The sequence below is a fragment of the Kitasatospora sp. NPDC041917 genome (assembly GCF_055589745.1).
In genome coordinates this window covers 150,825-170,143 of record NZ_JBVJBI010000004.1, presented here as the reverse complement: position 1 = coordinate 170,143, position 19,319 = coordinate 150,825, and the positions used below count along the sequence as shown (strand labels likewise).

The 19,319-nt window shown below is 74.4% G+C and carries 12 protein-coding genes, 4 tRNA genes and 1 riboswitch; of the genes, 3 read left to right on the top strand and 13 right to left on the bottom strand.

The genetic code is table 11. The annotated features are described in order from the left end of the window. Positions 1 to 20: 20 nt before the first annotated feature. The 3 genes from ACZ6EM_RS06490 to ACZ6EM_RS06480 all read right to left on the bottom strand — a co-directional run bounded on the left by ACZ6EM_RS06490 (position 21) and on the right by ACZ6EM_RS06480 (position 517). A tRNA-Arg gene (locus tag ACZ6EM_RS06490) sits at positions 21 to 96 on the bottom strand. Between the two features lie 31 nt (positions 97 to 127). Beyond that, positions 128 to 203, bottom strand: a tRNA-Arg gene (locus ACZ6EM_RS06485). Positions 204 to 423: 220 nt separating this feature from the next. Next, a tRNA-Ser gene (locus tag ACZ6EM_RS06480) sits at positions 424 to 517 on the bottom strand. A 177-nt stretch (positions 518 to 694) separates the two neighbouring features. Here ACZ6EM_RS06480 and ACZ6EM_RS06475 point away from each other — a divergent pair. Further along, positions 695 to 4,234: a hybrid sensor histidine kinase/response regulator gene (locus ACZ6EM_RS06475; RefSeq protein WP_465771834.1), complete on the top strand. Its 3,540-nt coding sequence runs from the start codon at positions 695 to 697 to the stop codon at positions 4,232 to 4,234. 113 nt (positions 4,235 to 4,347) lie between these two features. Here ACZ6EM_RS06475 and ACZ6EM_RS06470 read toward each other — a convergent pair whose 3' ends face one another. The 3 genes from ACZ6EM_RS06470 to ACZ6EM_RS06460 all read right to left on the bottom strand — a co-directional run bounded on the left by ACZ6EM_RS06470 (position 4,348) and on the right by ACZ6EM_RS06460 (position 8,410). Further along, complete coding sequence (locus ACZ6EM_RS06470) at positions 4,348 to 6,009, bottom strand: long-chain fatty acid--CoA ligase (protein ID WP_387688816.1); 1,662 nt, start codon at positions 6,007 to 6,009, stop codon at positions 4,348 to 4,350. A gap of 218 nt (positions 6,010 to 6,227) precedes the next feature. Further along, positions 6,228 to 7,493, bottom strand: a complete 1,266-nt coding sequence (locus ACZ6EM_RS06465; protein WP_465771833.1) for a hypothetical protein — start codon at positions 7,491 to 7,493, stop codon at positions 6,228 to 6,230. 44 nt (positions 7,494 to 7,537) lie between these two features. Further along, a complete protein-coding gene (locus ACZ6EM_RS06460) occupies positions 7,538 to 8,410 on the bottom strand; it encodes a glycoside hydrolase domain-containing protein (RefSeq protein WP_401051246.1) in 873 nt (290 codons plus the stop codon). A gap of 152 nt (positions 8,411 to 8,562) precedes the next feature. Here ACZ6EM_RS06460 and ACZ6EM_RS06455 point away from each other — a divergent pair, with 152 nt between their 5' ends. Then, on the top strand, positions 8,563 to 9,630 hold the full coding sequence (locus ACZ6EM_RS06455; RefSeq protein ID WP_380547509.1) for an EamA family transporter: 1,068 nt from the start codon (positions 8,563 to 8,565) through the stop codon (positions 9,628 to 9,630). A 66-nt stretch (positions 9,631 to 9,696) separates the two neighbouring features. Here the strand turns inward: ACZ6EM_RS06455 and ACZ6EM_RS06450 are convergent, their stop codons facing one another. The 7 genes from ACZ6EM_RS06450 to ACZ6EM_RS06420 form a co-directional block, all read right to left on the bottom strand. After that, positions 9,697 to 10,485, bottom strand: a complete 789-nt coding sequence (locus tag ACZ6EM_RS06450) for a pyridoxine/pyridoxamine 5'-phosphate oxidase (protein WP_401051250.1) — start codon at positions 10,483 to 10,485, stop codon at positions 9,697 to 9,699. 456 nt (positions 10,486 to 10,941) lie between these two features. Further along, the gene (locus ACZ6EM_RS06445) at positions 10,942 to 11,271 is read right to left on the bottom strand and encodes a hypothetical protein (RefSeq protein WP_401051252.1); all 330 of its coding nucleotides are present in this window, start codon (positions 11,269 to 11,271) and stop codon (positions 10,942 to 10,944) included. A gap of 457 nt (positions 11,272 to 11,728) precedes the next feature. Continuing rightward, complete coding sequence (locus ACZ6EM_RS06440) at positions 11,729 to 13,093, bottom strand: FAD-binding oxidoreductase (protein WP_401051254.1); 1,365 nt, start codon at positions 13,091 to 13,093, stop codon at positions 11,729 to 11,731. A gap of 126 nt (positions 13,094 to 13,219) precedes the next feature. After that, the gene (locus ACZ6EM_RS06435; RefSeq protein WP_465771832.1) at positions 13,220 to 14,443 is read right to left on the bottom strand and encodes an MFS transporter; all 1,224 of its coding nucleotides are present in this window, start codon (positions 14,441 to 14,443) and stop codon (positions 13,220 to 13,222) included. Positions 14,444 to 14,488: 45 nt separating this feature from the next. Beyond that, positions 14,489 to 15,316 (bottom strand): MerR family transcriptional regulator, encoded by an 828-nt coding sequence (locus ACZ6EM_RS06430; protein WP_465771831.1) that lies wholly within the window; start codon positions 15,314 to 15,316, stop codon positions 14,489 to 14,491. Positions 15,317 to 15,434: 118 nt separating this feature from the next. Then, positions 15,435 to 15,522 (bottom strand) — tRNA-Ser (locus ACZ6EM_RS06425). Positions 15,523 to 15,585: 63 nt separating this feature from the next. Next, positions 15,586 to 17,424, bottom strand: coding sequence for a S1C family serine protease (locus tag ACZ6EM_RS06420; protein WP_465771830.1), 1,839 nt, complete (start codon positions 17,422 to 17,424; stop codon positions 15,586 to 15,588). Between the two features lie 287 nt (positions 17,425 to 17,711). Further along, positions 17,712 to 17,856: riboswitch (TPP riboswitch) on the top strand. On the opposite strand from ACZ6EM_RS06420, the gene ACZ6EM_RS06415 reads away from it, so the two are divergent. Further along, positions 17,849 to 19,267, top strand: coding sequence for a purine-cytosine permease family protein (locus ACZ6EM_RS06415; RefSeq protein WP_465771829.1), 1,419 nt, complete (start codon positions 17,849 to 17,851; stop codon positions 19,265 to 19,267). It overlaps the preceding riboswitch by 8 nt. Positions 19,268 to 19,319 lie beyond the last annotated feature (52 nt).

Genomic DNA, 19,319 nt, shown 5'->3' with positions numbered 1-19,319 from the left:
GGTGGCCGGGGGCTTCTCGATGGTGCGCTCAGCAGGATTCGAACCTGCAACCTCTTGATCCGTAGTCAAGTGCTCTATCCGTTGAGCTATGAGCGCAAGGAGCGGGCGAACCCGATCTTGCGAAGGTTGGTGCGCTCAGCAGGATTCGAACCTGCAACCTCTTGATCCGTAGTCAAGTGCTCTATCCGTTGAGCTATGAGCGCTCGCCCTGGTGAACGTTGCCTCCGGGGCGTTGCGGGGACAACATTACATGACCTGCGGCGTAGGACGAAATCGGTTGATCCGGGCCCCCGCCGACCCCTTCCGGCCCCGCCATGGCCGCGCTCGGGGCCCCGCTCCGGGCCGCACCCGCACCCGCACCCGCACTGTGTCCGGGAACGCGAAGAGCCCCCGTCGACGAGATCGTCGACGGGGGCTCCCGACTGGCGGAGGCTGAGGGATTTGAACCCTCGATCAGGAATAACCCCGAAACCGCATTAGCAGTGCGGCGCCATAGACCGGACTAGGCGAAGCCTCCCCACATGGATCGCATCCGCGCGAGCGGACCCGTTCCGTGTGTCAGTGATGATGCCACAACCGTGGGGCTCGGCACCAACCACCGCCAACGTTACTAGGCGGGTCGACCCCGCCGCAAAGAAGAATGAGATACTGCCGTCTCCGGAGGAGCTGCCCCGAGCCGAGGAGACCTGTCGACGTGAGCAGCAGGCCGATCCGAGGCGCTGCTCGCCTCGCCGCCATACTCGACGCCCTGCCCGACGCGTTGCTGCTGGTGAACAGCAACGGCACCGTCGTGGACGCCAACAGCGCGGCGGTCCAGGCGTTGCAGGCGCCGGGCACCTCACTGGTCGGCATGGGCGTGCTGGGTCTGCTGCCCGAGTTCGACCCCAGCCGCATCCCCGGCTCGATGCGCCCGGCCACCCGCGACGACGAGGCCCTCGACCGCCCGGTCCGGATGACCGCCCACCGCACCGACGGCACCACCTTCCCGGTCGAGGTCTCCGGCAACGACTTCGCCGACGACGGCGACGGCCGCGGCTACGCGCGCTCCCCGTACGACTCGTACCGCGAGAACTCGCCCTCCTCCTCCGACCTGCTCCTGCTGCTGGTCCGCGACCTCTCCGGCCGGCTCGGCGTCGAGGCCGAGCTGCGCCGCCAGCACAAGCAGACCGAGATGATCCTGCGCGCCGCCGCCGAGGGCGTGCTCGGCGTGGACCTCGAAGGCCGCTGCGTGCTGGTCAACCCGGCCGCCGCGCACATCCTGGAGTACCGGGCGAGCGAGCTGGGCGGGCGCGAACTGCACCCGCTGATCCAGCACTCCCGGGCCGACGGCACCCCGCTGGCGCTGGAGGAGTCGGCGCTGCTGGACACCCTGACCTCCGGCCGCAAGCACCGGGTGCGCGGCACCGTGCTGTGGCGCAAGGACGGCCGACCGGTCACCGTCGACCTCACCACCGCCCCGGTCCGGGACGGCGACCAGCTGGTCGGCGCGGTGATGACCTTCACCGACCGCAGCCGCGAACTCGCCCTGGTCGCCCGCAACGAGCACCTCACCGCCGTCCTGGAGAGCGAGCTGGGCGGCGCGCTGAACGCGCTGAACCAGCGGCTCGACGCGCTCGCCGCCGACCCGGCCGGCCAGCTCTGGCCGGAGGCCAACTGGACGCTGCGCCGGCTGGCCGCCGAGTGCCGCCGGTTCGGGAAGCTGATCGACGGGGTGCTCGACCACCAGCGCTGCGAGGCCGGCGAGAGCGCCGGCAGCGAGGCCAAGGACGGCAAGGACAGCAAGGACGGCAAGGAGCCCAAGGCCGGCAAGGACGCCAAGGATGGGCAAAAGCCCGCGCCCCGGGTGCCGGTCGGCCTGGACAAGGTGGTCCGCCGGGCCGTCGACGTGGCCGGCGAGCTGGTCGGCCCCGGCCGGGTGCGGTTCTCGGTGCACGCCGCCGCGGTCGAGGTGATCGCCGACGAGCGGCGGCTCGCCCAGGCACTGGCCCACCTGGTCGCCGACGTCAGCGGCATCGGGCTGGCCCTGGACCCCCCCGACGCCCCCTCCCCCGGTCTGGCCGTGCCCGGGCTGAACGGCGCCGCCACCCCCGCGCTGCCGCCCGCACCCGACCTGCCGACCGTGGTGCTGGCCGCCGCCCAGCGCGGCGAGGTCGCCCGGGTCGAGATCCGCGGCCCCGGCGTCGGCGGCAGCCCCGTCCACCTGCCGATAGCCCGCGCGGTGGTCGAGCGCCACGGCGGCGTGCTCCAGCCGCACGAGCTGCCCGGCAAGGCCGGCACCACGTACGTCGTCGAGCTGCCACTGGACCCGGTCGCCGCGAAGGCCGCCGCCGAGCGCGCCGCCGCCGAAGGCCGCTCCGACCGGCCCAAGGAGAGCGACAGCGCCGTCCTGCCCGAGCTTCCGGGCATCCCGCAGCTGCCCAGCAGCGGTGAGAGCACCGAGCCCGCGGCGACCGCCGAACAGCCCGGCGCCGAGGCCCCCGAAGCCCCCGAGGCCCCGGCCGCGGAGCGGGCACTCGCCGAGGAGCCCCCCGCCGAACGGCGCGGCCGCCGAGGCCGACCGGCCGCCGAGGTCCCGGAGTCCGACACCCCCGGTGCCCCCGGCAGCCCCGGTGCCCCCGACATTCCGGCCGACCAGTGGCCGAACGCCCCCGCCCGGGTCGAGCGGGCCGTCCCCGAGCAGTGGAACGGCACCGGCAACGACCCCGCGTACGGCCGCCAGGGCCTGCCCGGACCGGACGGTGCCCAGAGCGACCCGTGGGGCAAGGACGACGGCCGCTCCGGCCCCGCCTACGCCGTGCCCGTCGAGGGCCACCGGGCGCCGCCGAACCGCCCCGGCGGGCGCGAGCCGCTCGCGCTCGGCCCGGCCCCCGCGCCCACCGCCCCGGACGGCACCCCGCCGGCCGGCACCCCGACCTCCCCGACCACCGAGGCCGCCCAGGAGCAGGCCCCGGGCGAGACCAAGCACCGGCGCCGCCGCGCGCTGCCCTCGACCGAGGAGTCCTCCGGCGGCTTCGCCCTGCCCGGAGCGGCCGACGCCCCGGTCTACCCCGGCCTGGAGCACGCCCTGCCGGCCGGTCCCGCGCCCGCGCCGCCCGAACCGGGCGCCACCGCGCCGACCGGACGCCGCCGCCGGCTGGCCGTCCCGCCGGGACCGGACCCGGACGCCCTGGTGAACGCCTCCGTTCCGGCCGGTCCGGTCGGCCAGGTCGAGCACGTCGGCCAGGTCGGCCAGGCGCTGCCCTCCCCCGGCAGCGCGCTGGCGCCCGCCCGCGCCGCCCTGCCCGCCGCCGAGGAGCCGTCCGGCCCCCGCCCGGTCGGCACCGGCCTGGGCGAGCTCGCCCCGCCGCGCCAGCTCGGCCCCGCGCCGGTGCCCGCCACCGCGCCGCAGCCGCCCGTACCGGCCGAGGCCCACCGGACCGCGCCGCGCCCGATGGCCGAGCTCCCGCCCGCCGACGAGCGACCCGCCGACGAGCAGCCGTCCGCCCCGACCGGCGAGCTGGCCAACACCCGCCGGCTGCTGGTCTGGCCCGAGCCCGACCCCGCCACCAAGCAGGCCCTCCAGGCGCGCGGCTACCTGCCGGTGATCGTCCGCTCCCGCGAGGAGGTGGACGCCCAGGTCCCCGGCTTCCCCGCCGCCCTCTTCGTCGACCCGCTGACCGGCCCGATCACCCGCACCGCGCTCCAGTCGCTGCGCACCGCGGCGCTCAACCGCCGGGTCCCGGTGCTGGTCACCGCCGGCCTCGGCCAGGCCACCCGGGACGCGGCGTACGGGGCCGACCCGGCCGTCCTGCTGCGCGCCCTCGCACCGCGCGACGGTGAGCACCACGCCCCACGGGTGCTGCTGGTCGAGGGAGACCCGGACATCGCCGCCGCCATGATCAGCAGCCTGGAGCGGCGCGGCATGCACGTCGAGCACGCGGTGGACGAGAACGACGCGGTGGCCCGGGCCAGCAGTGTGCAGCCCAATCTGGTGGTGATGGACCTGCTGCAGATCCGCCGCCGCCGGGTCGGCCTGCTGGACTGGCTGCGCGCCAACGACCGGCTGCACCGCACCCCGCTGGTGGTCTACACCTCCGTGGACCTCGACCCGCGCGAACTGCCCCGGCTGCGCACCGGCGAGACCGTGCTCTTCCTCGCCGAGCGCTCGACCAGCGAGGACGTCCAGTCCCGGATCGTCGACCTGCTCGGGCGGATCGGTGCGATGGGCGAGGCGGGCGTCGCCGCCGCGGGCTGACTCCGTCGTGGGCCGGCTCTGCGGCTCTCGGGCTCTGCGGCTCTCGGGCTCTCGGGCACGTGAAAGGGCCGACCGCCCCCGTTCCGTACGGGGCGGCCGGCCCTTTCGGCCGGTCACTCCTTGCCGAGCACCGTGACGTCCAGCTCCTGCGCCGCGTAGCCGGCCCGGATCACCTTCTTGTCGAACTTGCCGACCGAGGTCTTCGGCACCGACTCCACGATCGCCCACCGCTCCGGCAGCTGCCAGGAGGCGATCCGCTCGCCCAGGAAGGCCCGCAGCTCCTTCAGGCCGACGGTCGCGCCCGGGCGCAGCACCACGGTCGCCAGCGGGCGCTCGCCCCACTTCTCGTCCGGGACGGCGACCACGGCGGCCTCGGCCACGTCGGGGTGGGCCATCAGGGCGTTCTCCAGCTCGACCGAGGAGATCCACTCGCCGCCGGACTTGATGACGTCCTTGGCCCGGTCGGTGAGGGTCAGGTAGCCGTCCGCGGTGATCGTGCCGACGTCGCCCGTGCGCAGCCAGCCGTCCTCGGAGAACTTGTCGTCCGGGCGGACCGGGTCCTGGCCGGCGCCGCCGTAGTACGCCCCGGCGATCCACGGACCGCGCACCTCCAACTCGCCCGCCGAGACGCCGTCGTGCGGCATCCGCTCGCCGCCCGGGCCGATCAGCCGGGCCTCGACGGAGGCCGGGAAGACGCCCTGGGTGACCCGGTACGGCCACTCCTGCTCGGGGGTGAGGCCGCCCGGCGGCTGGGCGAAGGAGCCGAGCGGGGAGGTCTCGGTCATGCCCCAGGCGTGCAGCACCCGGATGCCGTGGCGCTCCTCGTAGGCCTTCATCAGCGACGGCGGACAGGCGCTGCCGCCGATGACCACCATGCGCAGGCTGGAGGTGTCGTAGTCGCCCGCGTCGAGTTCGTCCAGCAGGCCGGCCCAGATGGTGGGGACGGCGGCACTGACGGTCGGACGGACGGCGGCGATCATCTCGGCCATCGGCTTGGGCTGGAGGAAACGATCCGGCATGAGCAGGTTGGCGCCGGACATGAAGGCGGCGTGCGGGATGCCCCAGGCCTGGACGTGGAACATCGGCACCACCGGCAGCGCGGTGTCGCGCGGGGTGAAGGCGAAGTTGTCGCCGGTGTTCACCTGGAGGCAGTGCAGGTAGACCGAGCGGTGGCTGTAGAGCACGCCCTTCGGGTCCCCGGTGGTGCCGGAGGTGTAGCAGAGCACGGCGGCCCGCCGCTCGTCGATGTCGTGCTGCCACGGGTACTCGGTGGGCCGACCGGCGATCAGCTCCTCGTAGTCGTGCACCGCGCCCGCGAAGCCGGCCAGCACCGAGCGGTCGCCGGGGCCGCTCACCACGATGTGCCTGAGGGTCGGCGCGAGGTCCGGGAGGACGGCGGCGAGCAGCGGCAGGACGGTGCCGTTGACGATGATCACGCGGTCGGCGGCGTGGTTGACGATGAACGACAGCTGCTGGGAGGGCAGCCGCAGGTTCAGCGTGTGCAGCACGGACCCCATCGCGGGGACGGCGAGGTACGCCTCCAAGTGCTCGGTGTTGTTCCACATCAAGGTGGCCACCCGGTCGTCCGCGGTCACCCCCAGCTCGTCGCGCAGCGCGCACGCGAGCTGCGCGGCCCGCGCGCCGACCTCGGCATAGGTCCGGACGACCGGCCCGGTGCCGTCCCAGGTGGTCACGGTCGAGCGGCCGTGGATCGTCGACCCGTGCTCCAGGATTCGGGCGACGGTGAGCGGTACGTCCTGCATCGTGCTGAACACGGGTCCTCCTCGACCTGGCGGCACTGGGGGCTGCGCCTGCGGCACCTACCGGGCGGTAATGCGCGCGGACGTGCCCGATTGTGCCGCCCCCACCCCCCGCTGTCAGTATCCCGGCCCCGTTGCACGGATCACGGATCCGTCCCGGTTCCGCCCTCCGCCCGCAGGGGCGGGCAGGCGTCGGCGGCCCGACGGTCACCGGAGCCCTGCGGCGGGGGAGGTCAGGGGAGGTCGGGGCGGGTGAGGCGGAGGGAGTTGGCGGGGTCGGGGAGGTAGGCGGGGTCGAGGGTCCAGCCCTGTTCGGCGGCGATGCGCAGGGCCTGGTGGGCGCCGGCGCCGCGGTAGGTGGCGCGCTTGAGCTGGATGCGGTGCGCGGGGGTGGTGCCGGAGGTGCGGGCGGCGGCGCGGATGCGGGTGGCGTCGCGTTCGAGGATGCGGCGGATGTGGCGGTCCCAGGCGGCGGGGCTGTTGGTGAACTCGGCGCGGAAGGCGCGCGGGCCGACGGTCCAGCGGGCGCCCCAGCGGTCCCAGTGGTCGGGCTCGGGGCGGCTCACCCAGCAGGTGAGCAGGCCGTACACCGGGACGTAGAGGACCTGGAGCAGGAGGACGAACGGCAGCAGCGGCGCGAAGCGGACCGGCTGCGGGCCCCACGGGGTGCCGGGGGCGGCGGGCGGGTCCTGCGGGGAGGGGGCGTTCAGGGCTGCCGGGGCGGGGAAGTGGCGGGCGAGGCGGACGTGCCCGGTGTCCGTCCCGGACGCCACGCCGTGCCAGCCGTGCCGCTCCGCGAGCCGGACCACGCCGGCCGCGCCGAGACCGCGGTAGAACCGCAGCGGGAGTCCGACCCGCATCACCCGGCCGAGGTCGGCCCGTACCTCGCCGTCGCCGGCCGCGTGCGCCGCCTCGGCGGCGGCGATCCGGCGGGCCAGGATCGGGGCGACGTAGCGCTCCCAGTGCTCCGGCCTGCCGGAGAGCTCGGCCCGCAGCCGGCGGGGCGGGACGAAGCTGCGGTTGACCTTCAGCCAGCCGTCGGAGTCGGGACCTCCCCCGCTGTAGTCCGCGAGGAGCAGGACGACGAAGAGCAGCACCAGGCCGAGGACCCAGAGCGGCGCGTAGATCCACTGGAGGACGAACTGGACCAGCACGGCCAGGCGGTTGCGGCGCGGCGCGGGGCCGGGGAAGCCGCCGGGGCGGCCGGCTCCGGGCTCCGGCGGGGCGCCGAACCGGTCGGCGGCGTACGGCTGTTGGGGGGCGGGGTGGGCCTGGTGGACCGGGTGGGCCTGGTGCGCCGGGACGGCCTGCGGCTGCCGGGGCGGGTAGGGCTGCGGCGGCGGCACCGGCTGCGCGTACGGGTTCTGCTCGTACGGGTTCTGCGCGTACGGATTCTGCGCGTAGGGGTGCTGTCCGTACGGCGGCTGTCCGTACGGGTTCTGCGGTGGCGGCGCGCCGTACCCGCCGGTGCTGCCGCCGTGCCCCTGCCCGTTCGCCATGCCGTTCCCCCGTGCTCGATCGGGGGCCACCCTACCGGCGGGGCTCAGTGGGCGGTCGGGCCGTCCACGTGGTTGCGGTCGACGGTGAGGGTGGCGCCGCCGAAGGTCTCCTCGACGTTCCCGTGGTACTGGTGGACGCGCTGGTGCAAGCTCCAGAGGTCGGGGGCGAGGCCGCCGGAGCCGTCGGTGTCGGCCCGGTCGTCCCAGCGGGCGTACCAGAGCGCGTCGGGCATCGGGGAGCTGCCGGCGCGGGCGGCGGCGGCGAGGTCCGCGATGCCGGAGTCGAGGCTGGAGTAGAAGCCGGAGCGGTAGTCGGCGTCGTGCAGGGCCGCGGTCCAGCCGAGGGTGAAGTCGACCACGGCCTGGCCGCACGCCGGGTCGCGCATCGGGTAGGCCTCGATGTCCAGGTAGACCGGGCTGCCCTTGGCGAGTCCGAGCGCGCGCAGGGCCCGGGCGGCCTCCTCCGCCTCATCCCGGCCCTGCTCGGCGGCCGTCGCCGGGTCGATCCGCTTGGGCTTGCGGCCCGGTTCGGCGCACGGCGCCTGCAGTCCGACGTGCACCGGCAGGAACCGCCAGCCCAGCGCCCGCACCTGGCGCACCCACTCGGCGGTGAGCCGGGGCTGGTCGCAGCCGCGCTGGGAGCCGCTGGTGTAGATGCCGACCGCCCCGTACGGGGAGGCGTCGCGCCAGGTCTTCAGGGTGTCGAGCGACGGTGCGGTGCAGGCGTCGAAGGCGGGGCCGCTCCAGGTGTCGCGGACCCGGGGCGGGCCGTACCGGTCGGGCAGCGTGACGGCCCGGATGCGGGGGGCGGCGACGGCGGCCGGGACGGTGGCTTCGGCGTTCACTCCCGTCCCGTCGGTGGCCGGCAGGAGCACGAGGGCGGCGGCGAGGAGGGCGGCGGGGCGGAGAAGGCGCACCCCGCCTTGATACTGACGGCCCGTCGGGGGTTTGCCGCAACCACGCCGCAGCGCCCGCGCGAGTCCACCCTTTCGGACGCACCCGTCCGCATCCGTCCCGATTTTTGTAACGAGCTTGCCCGTTCATCACTCCTTACGGCAAACTCACAAATATGCCCACCTCCCATACCAGCGAAACCCCTGCCGCCTCGTCGTCGGCCGCCGCCGTCGCCGAGGCCCTGGCCATGCCGCCCGCCCCCAAGGGCGAGCCTGCCGGCGAGCGGGGAAGCTGGCGACGAGGTGGGGCCTCCGGCCCCGCGGCGCCACCCGGGATCGACCCCGGCCGGTCCACCGGCCGGCTCGGCAAGGTCCTGCGGCGCCCGGAGAGGATCCCGGCGCCGCTTCTCTGTCTGACCGCGATGTTCCTGGTGCAGACCGGCATCGCCCTGTCCAAGCCGCTGTTCGGCCCGCTCGGCGTCAGCGGCACGACCTTCCTGCGGCTCGGCTTCGCCGCCGTCATCCTGCTCGCCGTCACCCGGCCCAAGCTCCGCGACAAGCGCCCGCGCGACCTCGTCGCGGCCGCACTGCTCGGCGTGGCCTCGGCCGGGATGACCTTCCTGTTCGCCGGGGCGATCGACCGGCTGCCGATGGGCACCGCCGCCACCATCGAGTTCCTCGGCCCGCTCGCGGTCGCCCTGGTCTTCGCCCGGCGCGCCAGCCACCTGCTCTGGGCGCTGCTCGCGGCCGCGGGCGTGGTGCTGCTGACCCTGCTCGGCGAGGGGGACGGCGGCGGGTCGCTCGACCCGGTCGGCCTGCTCTACGCCTTCGGGGCGGCCGCCTGCTACGCCCTGTACATCCTGTTCACCGACAAGGTGGGCGCGACCTTCCAGGGCTTCCAGGGCCTGGCCGTGTCGATGACGGTCGGCGCGCTGGCGCTGGCACCCTTCGGGCTCGGCCAGGCCTGGGACGGGCTGACCGCGCCCGGCGCCTCGCCACTGGGGCTGCTCGCCGCGGTGGCCGGGGTGTCGCTGCTGCTGCCGGTGATCCCGTACGCGCTGGAGATGACCGCGCTGCGACGGATGCCGCAGCGGGTGTTCAGCGTGCTGGTCAGCCTGGAGCCGGCGGTCAGCGCGCTGGTCGGGCTGGTGGTGCTGGGCCAACTGCTGGGCGTGCCGCAGCTGGCCGGGATCGGCTGTGTGGTCGCGGCCAGCGTGGGCGCCACGCTGACCGGGCGGCGGTAGCCGCGTCTGCCTGGGTGCTCCTCCTCCGGGGAGGCGTGCTCCGGGACGGCCTGCCCCGGGGACGCCCTACGGCCAGAGCAGGGTGCGCGACCACTCCGGGGAACTGACCGGGCCGGTACGGGTGTAGCGCAGCCGGATGTGCCGGCGCTGGGCGTCGCCCTGCCAGAACTCCACCTCGTGCGCCCACAGGGTGTAGACCGCGTGCCCCGGCGCGACCGCGTCCGGGTACGTCTCCAGCCGGCGACGGGCGACCGCCTCCGCCTCGTCGTACTCGTCGACCGAGCCCAGCGGCTCGCTCTGCCGCCCGACCAGCGCGCCGACCCGGGCGGCGGGCGAGCGGGTGGCGAACTCGGCGGCGGCGACCAGGTCGGCGGCCCGCTCGACGGTGCCGCGCACCCGGACCTGGCGGCCCAACTGCGGCCAGTAGACGGTCAGCGCGGCGGCCGGGTGACCGGCGAGCTGACGGCCCTTGGGGCTGTCGGCGGCCGCGGAGAAGTTCCAGCCGGTGCCGGCCGCGTCGACGTCGCGCAGCACCAGCACCCGGGCGTCCGGCATGCCGTCGGCGTCGACGGTCGAGAGGGTGAAGGCCTGCGGGTCCAGTACCCCGGCGTGCAGCGCGGTGGCGAGCCAGTCCACGAACAGCGGGCCGGGCTCGGTGGGGGCGGCCGCATGGTCGAAGGAGGGCAGCGGGCGGGCCATCGGCGGACGGCCGAGCAGCAGCTCCGGGACGGACCTGGGCCCGGACCGGTGCCCGTGGACCGGCTCGGCAGACGGCTCCGGGCGCGCGTCCGCCGCGGGCTCCGGTGCAGGCCTGGCCTCGCCCGGGCCCGTCAGGCCCTCCTCCTCCGCCGCCATCGCGCACCCTTCCTTCCGATTGCCGCGGTCGCCGCCCCGGCCGGGCCGGCCCTTCGGGCCCGGGCACGTGGTGCGCTGTCGGAGCGCAACCGTACCGCCGTACACCCACGGCTCCGGGCGCGGGCCCTCGGTGGACGGATCCGGGCCGGTCGGCGGGCGGTTCCGGGGCGTGCGGCGGGCGCACCGGCACCGGCACCGGCACCGGACACGCTCGTGGGCGGTGCCGCCATCGGCACCGCCCACGAGGCCGGTTTCGCGGTGACCCTTTCCGCGGCCGGTCGAATGTGCTGTTCCCTCTGCTGTACTGCGGTGGTACCTCGGTTTCCGTTACAACCGTTCCAACCGATCCGTCCGTTCCGACCCGGTCCGGGCCCGTCCGCGGCTGCTCAGCTCAGCCGCGGCCACCCACGTCCGGCGCCCCCGCCTTCCGTGGTGCCCGGTGCCGCATCACGGCGGTCAGTTGAAGGTCGGGGCGACGACGACGTTGACGTCCTTGTTGCCCTGACCGGCCTGGACGTTCCCCGCGTTGTCCTTCACCGCGACGGTGTTGTCCTGGTTCGAGCCGCCGGAACCGGTGGCGGTCTGCTGGGTGGAGACGTAGTTGCCGTCGACCCCGCCGAACACGTTGCCGGTACCGGTGTTGGAGACCGCTCCGGCGTTGGAGCCACCCTCGGCACCCGCGCCGTCGTCGGCGGCGGCACCACCGGCACCGGCCAGCAGCAGACCGGCCGCGAGTGGGCCGGCGAACAGTAGTCCGGCTGTTCGACGGGTACGGGTGCGAGCCATGAATGCCTCCAAAGAGCTGTTCACCGGGCAATGGTCGATCAAGGTGTGCAAGGTTCGTCGACCGGACGAACACCTGCGGGCTGCGACGCCGGAACACAGCCTTCCGCAACAAATCGACAAAGCACTAGCTCCCACAGCGATTTTCCCCCGTTAGCGTGATATCCAGCCGCGCGGCGCATGGCGGCCGCGAAACCGGACCATGCGTCGATGCACCCCGTCCGAGCTGGGAATTCACCCGGACGGCCGAGGATCGGGGCGGCTCGGCGAGCGGCGCAAACGGCGTCACACAGTCCGCCGGTCGCACCACCCCGGCGCATGCGAACCCGTGAACGCGCCCCCGAAAAGTTCGATCACCCTTCCATGTCGACTTTCCGACCATTCACAGACCATCGGAATGTCACACCAGGGCGGCAGGAGTGAAGGCCCCGTCCGATCCGACGAGATGACTCAGTGGAAATCAGATCATCTTGCCGGGATTCAGAATTCCCAGCGGATCGAAGACCGCCTTCAGCTGCCGCTGCAGGTCCAGTGCCACCGGGCCCAGCTCACGGGCCAGCCAGTCCCGTTTCAGCAGCCCCACCCCGTGCTCCCCGGTGATCGTGCCGCCCAGCTCCAGCCCGAGCGCCATGATCTCGTCGAAGGAGCGCTGGGCACGGGCCGTCTGCTCCACGTCCGAGGCGTCGAAAATGACGATCGGGTGGGTGTTGCCGTCCCCCGCATGACTGACCACCCCGATGGTCAGCCCGTGCCGCTCGGCGATCACCGCGACACCGTTCAGCATCTCCGCCAGCCGGGAACGCGGCACGGCCACGTCGTCGATCATCGTGGTGCCCAGCCGGTCCAGCGCGGGCAACGCCATCCGCCGGGCGGCCAGCAGCAGATCGGACTCCGCCTGGTCCTCGGCCGGCACCACCGCCGTCGCCCCGGACTCCCGGCACAGCTCCGCGACCCGCGCCAGCTCGGCCTCCCGGTCCGGCCCGTCGAAGGCCACCAGCAGCAGCGCCCGGGTGGACTCCGGCAGGCCCATCCGACCCAACTCGTTGACGGCCCGCACCGAGACCGCGTCCATCAGCTCCATCAGCGACGGGGTCAGACCGCGCGCCATCACCTCGCAGACCGCCGCCCCGGCCGCGTCCGCACTCGGGAACTCCGCCGCCAGCGCCAACTGCGGAGCGGGCGCCGGCCGCAGCGACAGAACCGCCCGGACCACCACACCGAGCGTCCCCTCCGAGCCGACGAACAGCCTGGTCAGGTCGTACCCGGCCACGCCCTTCGCCGTCCGGCGCCCGGTGGACAGCAGCCGCCCGTCCGCCAGCACCACGTCCAGCCCGAGCACGTACTCGCTGGTGACGCCGTACTTCACGCAGCAGAGCCCGCCCGCCCCGGTACCGATGTTGCCGCCGATCGTGCAGGACTCCCAGCTGGACGGGTCCGGCGGATACGAGAGCCCCAACTCCTCGACAGCACGGGAGAGTTCAGCGTTCACCACACCGGGCTCGACCACCGCGATCCGGTTCACCGGGTCGATCTCCAGGATCCGGTTCAGCTTCACCAGCGACAGCACGACGCAGCCGTCCACCGCGTTCGCCGCACCCGACAGCCCGGTCCGGGCCCCCTGCGGCACCACCGGCACGCGCAACTCGGTCGCGGTGCGCAGCACGTGCTGCACCTGCTCGACCGTCTCCGGGAACACCACCACCGCGGGCTGCCCGGCCGCGCAGAAACCCGCCATGTCGTGGCGGTACGCGGCGGTCACGTCCGGGTCCACCACGACGGCCCCCGCCGGGAGGCCCTGCGCCAGTCGGTCCGTCAGATCACTCATCGCCGCCTCCACTCGCCGCCCGCCCGCCTCCACCTCCGCACTCTGCCCGGACGACCGGGGCCGGGCAAGTGGGCCGCGGGGCGGTTGGGGAACAGGAGACGAACGGACAGGGGAACACGGGGTGACTCAGGCCCGGCGGAGGGCCGGGGTGGCCAGGGCGGTGAGCCCGGCGGCGGCGGTGGCCAGGGCGCAGAGCAGGGTGGGCAGGGCCGCGCCCGCCGCGTCCGCGAGCAGGCCCAACAGGGAGTTCGAGAGCACCAGTGCCAGGCTCTGCACGAGCGTCAGCAGTGCCTGGACCCGGGAGAGATGGGTCGGCGGCGCGCCGGTCAGCACGAGTGGGCCGAGGTGGCAGGCGAACAGCCCCGAGCCGAGGCCCGCCACCGCGCTGCCGGCCACCGCCGCCACCGGCCCCGCGGCCGACGCCAGCAGCGCGATCCCCACCGAGGCCGCGCAGAGCCCGGCCGCCGCCCCCACCCCCGCCCGGGGCAAGGTGCCCCGCCGGGCGATCAGGCCGGCCACCGCCAGCACCCCGGCCGCCTGGCCGCCGCCCACCAGTCCCGCCGTCCCGGCCGCCCAGCCGTGCGCCCGGGCGAGCAGCGGACCGAGCAGTGACACCACCGGCAGCAGCGCCCCGGCCGCAGCGCCGGTGACCAGCAGGGCGGCCCGCAGCAGCGGGTCGGCCACGGCGAGCCGGACGCCGGACGCCGCCTCGCGGAGCAGTCCCGCCCGCGGACCGGACGGCCCGTCCTCCGGGGGCCGCACCCGCAGCAGAACCAGCAGCACGACCCCGAAACTCGCCGCGTCCGCCAGCGCCGCGCCGGACAGCCCGCCGGCCGCGACCAGCAGGCCGCCCAGCGGTGCGCCGAGCAGGACGGCGCTCTGCCCGCCGGCCTGCCGCAGGGCGAGCGCCCGGGGCAGCCGGTCCGCGGGCACCAGCCGGCGGGGCATCGAACCGCCGGCCGGGAGGTGGAAGGCGTCGACCGTCCCGATCACGGCCGCCGCCGCGACCAGCAGCCACAGCGGCGTCCCCCAGGAGGCCGCCACCAGGGCCAGCACACCGGTCGCGACCAGCATCACCGTGTCCCCGGCGAGCATCACCCGCCGGGCGCCGAAGCGGTCCGCGACCGCGCCGCCCAGCAGGACCAGCGCGGTGCGCGGCACCGTGATCGCCGTCAGGACCAGCCCGGCCGCGCCGCCGCCGTGCGCGGAGGCGGCCCAGCCGAGGGCGAAGTACAGCGCGGCGTCACCCAGCAGTCCGGCCTGGACACCGGCCAGCCAGAGCAGGTACCTCCGCGGCAGCGCGGCCCGCGGAGCGACAGTGGCAGTGGCAGTGGCAGTGGCAGTGGTCATGCCGGGCGACGCTAGGGCCCTCGACCCGGTCGAGGGCAAGCGCGGCTACCGCCGGACCACCGGCTCCTGCAGCTCGGTGACCCACCCGGCCCGGTCCTCCGGGCACTCCAGGTACAGCTCCCGGGCGTAGCCGGCCGAGCGGTAGCCGTTCTCCTCGATGAAGCGGGCCAGTTCCTGGCCGGTGCCCAGCACGTCGTCCATCGGGCCGCGGTGCACGATCGTCGCCGCCTCCTCGATCGGCGGCAGGTCGAGCACCTCGAAGTCGTGCTCACCCGGCCGCACCGACGGGCCCACCGGGACGGCCACCAGGACCAGCACCGAGCCGTTGCCCTCCGGCGCGTCCTGGTAGCGGGCGACGGACGGGCCGGCCGCCTCGACCCCGGCCGCGGCCAGCCTCCGGCACAGTTCGGCGAACAGCGGCCCGATCACCGGGCCGATGTCCTCCGGCTCGTAACTCGTGGCCGCACCGGCCAGTTGGGCCACCCGGACGGACGGCACCCGCTTCACCACGACATCGTGTGCGGACATGGTCCCCTCGCTCTCGATCGTCCGGAGCCTCGCCTCCACCCGGGCCAGCCGCAGCTCGTCGGCGGCGATCGCCTCGGCGAGCTGGGCCCGCCGCAGCCGCAGCATGCCGCGCAGTTCGGCCGCGTCCACCTGCTCGTCCAGGACGGCGCGCACCTGCTGCAGGGTGAAGCCGAGCTCCTTGAGCGCGATCACCCGGTTGAGCCGGGCCAGTTGGGACGCCTCGTAGGAGCGGTACCCGCTGATCGGGTCCACCCGGGCGGGCCGCAGCAGCCCGATCGCGTCGTAGTGGCGCAGCATCCGTACCGACACCCGGCCGTGGCTGGCGAAGTCTCCGATGTTCAACATGATGCGCCCACTCCATCCCCTGCCACCGTGTCAGGGTCAACCCGGCCGTCCGGGAAACACCGAGGGCGGGTGCCGAGCGAACTCGGCACCCGCCCTGAGCAGGTGGTTCTCCTACCAGCGGAGAGCGTGGGATTCGAACCCACGGTGACGGGTCACGCCACGACAGTTTTCAAGACTGTTCCCTTAGGCCGCTCGGGCAGCTCTCCAGGCGGAGGTCAGCCTAACGGGTCCGGCGGGGTTCGGCGCACACGTTTCGGTGCGGGCGGGGGTCACGACTGGTCGCCCTCGCGCTGACCGAGGGTGACCTTGGTGTTGAAGGTCTGGCCGTTGCGGGTGTACTCGACGTCGACGGTCTCGCCGGGCTTGTGCGTCCAGATCCGGCTGACCAGGGCCGGGCCGTTGTCGATCGGCACGCCGCCGAGCTTGGTGATGACGTCGCCCGGCTTGAGGCCGGCCTTGTCGGCCGCGCCGCCGGGGGTGACGGCCGGCTGGCCCTGGATGTCCTTGGTCTGGATCTGCGCGCCGTCGCCCTTGTAGTCGTCGTTGCGCAGCACGTCGAGCTTGGCGTAGACCGGCTTGCCGGTCTTGATCAGGGTGTCCGCGACCCACTTGGCCTGGTTGATCGGGATGGCGAAGCCCAGGCCGATGCTGCCGGCCCGGCCGTTGGCGGAGGCGTTGGACTGGATCGCCGAGTTGATGCCGATCACCGCGCCACCGGAGTCGAGCAGCGGGCCGCCGGAGTTGCCGGGGTTGATCGAGGCGTCGGTCTGCAGGGCGTTCATGTACGAGGCCTGCGAGCCGGTGTCGTCGCCGGAGGCCACCGGGCGGTCCTTGGCGCTGATGATGCCGCTGGTGACGGTGGACTCCAGGCCGTACGGCGCACCGATCGCGACGGTGGCGTCACCGACGTTGACCTTGTCGGAGTCGGCCAGCGGCAGCGGGGTCAACTTGCTCTTCGGCGGGTTGTCGATCTTGACCACGGCGACGTCGTAGCCCTCGGCGTGGCCCAGCACGGAGGCGCTGTAGGAGCTACCGTCGGCGAACTTGACGGTCAGTTTGCCGCCGTTGAGGGTCGGCGCGACCACGTGGTTGTTGGTGAGGATGTGGCCCTCGGTGTCGAAGACGAAGCCGGTGCCGGTGCCCGACTCGCCGTTGCCCTGCGCCTTGATGGTGACGACGCTGGGCAGCGCCTTCTGCGCGATGGCGGCGATCGAGCCGGGGGCGGGCTCGTTCTTCTGGGTGTCGCTGGCCTGCACGGTGGTGCTGCGGTGGTCGTTCGCGGAGCTGCGCTTGTCGGCATTGTCGGTGACGGTCACACCGAGCACGCCGCCGGCCACACCGGCGACCAGCGCGACGGCCGCGATCAGGGCGACCAGGCCGCCGCGCTTCTTGCGCGGGCCGCCGGGGCCGACCGGACCGCCGGGGTGGTCCGCCGGGTAGCCGAGCGGGCCCGCCGGGCCGCCGGGGTAGCCCGCGCCGCCGGAGGTGGAGTCGTGGGTGGGGCCCCAGCCGCCGAGCGGCTGACCGGCCCCGAAGGGGTGGTGGCCGTGCGCGGCGGGGGCGGCGCCGTAGCCCTCGTGCGCGACGGGGGCGGCCGGAGCGGCGCCGTAGCCCTCGTGCGCGACGGGGGCCGGGACGCCGTGGGTCGGGGTGGCGTACGGGTTGTCGGCCGGCGGCAGCGCCGGGGCGGCGGGGGCCGCGGCCGGGGCGGGCGCGGCGAGCGGGGCCACCGGAGCCTGCGGGGCGGGCGGCAGGACCGGCGGCGGCGCGTCGATGTAGCCGGTGACCGGGTCGACGGCCGGCTGCTCGGCGGCGGGCGCCGCAGGGGCCGCGGGGGCCTCCGGTGCGGGCACCTTGGTGAAGGCGACGGTGGGCTTGTGCCCGCCCTCGGCCGGGACACCCTCGGCCGCGACGGCGTCGACGGGCGGTGCCGCCTCGACGGGGGCGGCCTCGACGGCGCCCGACTCCGGCTCGGGCACCCGCCGGAAGGCCATGGTCGGCTGGTGCCCGCCCTGAGCGGGGCCTTCGGAAGCGGACTCGGCCGCCCCCTGCCCGGCGGGCTGCTCCCCCTGCGGCCCGGCGGGCCCAACCTCGCGCTCGGTGCTCACGGACGACCTCCATAGCTGGCAGAACCAAGGACCATAGTTTTTCGCACTGTCGATTCGATTGCCGTAAGGACCCCTCTGAAGAACTCATAAGAATCCTTAGCCGACGCAGACGCCGACACCCGACGCCGGCACCGAACACCGGCTCCGACACCGGCACCCACGCCGGCACCCACGCCGGCACCGGCACCGACGGCCGAGGCTCCCCTCCCCCGCCGGGCGTCCCGCGATGCGGACCGCACACCCTCGGCCTTGGGCGTTCGCCCCCGTGCCGGTTAGCCTGTCGCTCCAAACTGACACGCGGGAGCTTGGACCCACCAGGCTGAGAGTGCGCATGTCGACCGTACGCCACACGAGTGACGGACGGTCGAGGGGGCGCTGACCGCCGGAACCTGTCCGGGTAATGCCGGCGTAGGGAGTATCGGCCATGCCGCCTGCTTCGCCATCCTCTTCTTCGGGCGCGAACGTTCCCGCCCCCGGTGCGGACGCCTCCGCCGCGGGCGCGACCGCCGTCCTGGAGCGCCCCGAGCACGTCGAAGCGCCCCTGGTGCTGGACACCGAGCCGCCGCGCACGCTGCGCTTCCGGGACCACTTCGCGCTCTGGATGAACCTGGGCGTCAGCCTGATCGGCTTCTCCACCGCCGCCACCGTGCTCGGCGCCCCCGGCAGCGAGCTGTCGCTGGTCGCCGCGGTGACCGCGATCACGGTCGGTACGGCGGTCGGCACCGCGATGCTCGGCGTGGCCTCGCTGATCGGCGCCCGCACCGGCGCCCCCGCGATGGCGAACCTGCGCGGGCTGTTCGGCACCCGGCTGTCGTACCTGCCGACGGTGCTGAACATCGTGCAGTGCATCGGCTGGGGCGTGTTCGAGCTGCTGACCATCTCGGCGGGCGCGCAGACCGTCGCGCACACCACCGGCTACCGCTGGCTGTTCGTCCTGCTCGCGGGCGCGCTGACCACGGCGCTGACCATCTGGCCGCTGGGCTCGATCGCGGTGCTGCGCCGCTTCGTGGCCGGGGCGGTCGCGGTGGCGATGGTGTACTTCACCGTCCAGCTGGGCCGCCAGGGCGTGCCGGACCCGGGGGCGGGCAACTGGCACGGCTTCCTGGGCGCCACCGACGCGATGATCGCGGTGTCGGTCTCCTTCGTCCCGCTGGCCGCCGACTACACCCGGCACTCGCGCACCCCGCGCTCGGCGTTCTGGGGCAGCTTCTCCGGCTACACGATCGCCCAGGTCTGGTGCTACGTGCTCGGCCTGATGGCGCTGCTGCAGTCGGACGGCGATCCGAACCGGATCTTCGACTCCTTCCTCGGGGTCTGGGCCGGCTGGCTGTTCCTGCTGGTGCTGGTGCTGCGCGAGACGGACCAGTCCTTCGCCAACGTGTACTCGACGGCGATGTCGGTGCAGAACCTGCTGCCGAAGGTGGACCGCCGGGTGCTCTCCGGCACGATCGGCGCGCTGACCACCGTGCTGGCGCTGCGGATCGACGAGTTCACCGACACCTACTACGGCTTCCTCGGGCTGATCGGCTCGGTGTTCGTGCCGCTGCTGGCGGTGCTCGTGGTGGACTACTTCCTCGGCGCCGGGCGGCGCGGCTGGAACCTCTCCGCCGACGCGCCGTCCCGCTGGCCGATGCTGCTGCCGTGGGCCCTGGGCTTCGCGGTCTACCAGTTCATCGCGCCGACCAAGGTGGCCGGCTGGTGGACGGACTTCTGGACCTCGGCCCAGGAGTCGCTGCACTTCACCCCGCAGGAGTGGACCTCCGCCTCGCTGTTCGCCTTCCTGGTGCCCGCCCTGGTCACCTGGGCGCTCACCCCGCTCTCCCGCCGCGCCGACCGGCACTGAGCGGGCCGCCCGCACCGGGCGAAGCGGGGGCGGCCCGGCCCCGCGGGCCCGG

Excerpts from the sequence above, each read along its gene's own strand:
- ACZ6EM_RS06440 (WP_401051254.1), bottom strand. The coding sequence starts at position 13,093 with ATGAGTGATCTGACGGACCGACTGGCGCAGGGCCTCCCGGCGGGGGCC.
- ACZ6EM_RS06430 (WP_465771831.1), bottom strand. The coding sequence starts at position 15,316 with ATGTTGAACATCGGAGACTTCGCCAGCCACGGCCGGGTGTCGGTACGG.
- ACZ6EM_RS06415 (WP_465771829.1), top strand. The coding sequence starts at position 17,849 with ATGCCGCCTGCTTCGCCATCCTCTTCTTCGGGCGCGAACGTTCCCGCC.
- ACZ6EM_RS06450 (WP_401051250.1), bottom strand. The coding sequence starts at position 10,485 with ATGGCGGCGGAGGAGGAGGGCCTGACGGGCCCGGGCGAGGCCAGGCCT.
- ACZ6EM_RS06465 (WP_465771833.1), bottom strand. The coding sequence starts at position 7,493 with ATGGCGAACGGGCAGGGGCACGGCGGCAGCACCGGCGGGTACGGCGCG.
- ACZ6EM_RS06455 (WP_380547509.1), top strand. The coding sequence starts at position 8,563 with ATGCCCACCTCCCATACCAGCGAAACCCCTGCCGCCTCGTCGTCGGCC.
- ACZ6EM_RS06445 (WP_401051252.1), bottom strand. The coding sequence starts at position 11,271 with ATGGCTCGCACCCGTACCCGTCGAACAGCCGGACTACTGTTCGCCGGC.
- ACZ6EM_RS06435 (WP_465771832.1), bottom strand. The coding sequence starts at position 14,443 with ATGACCACTGCCACTGCCACTGCCACTGCCACTGTCGCTCCGCGGGCC.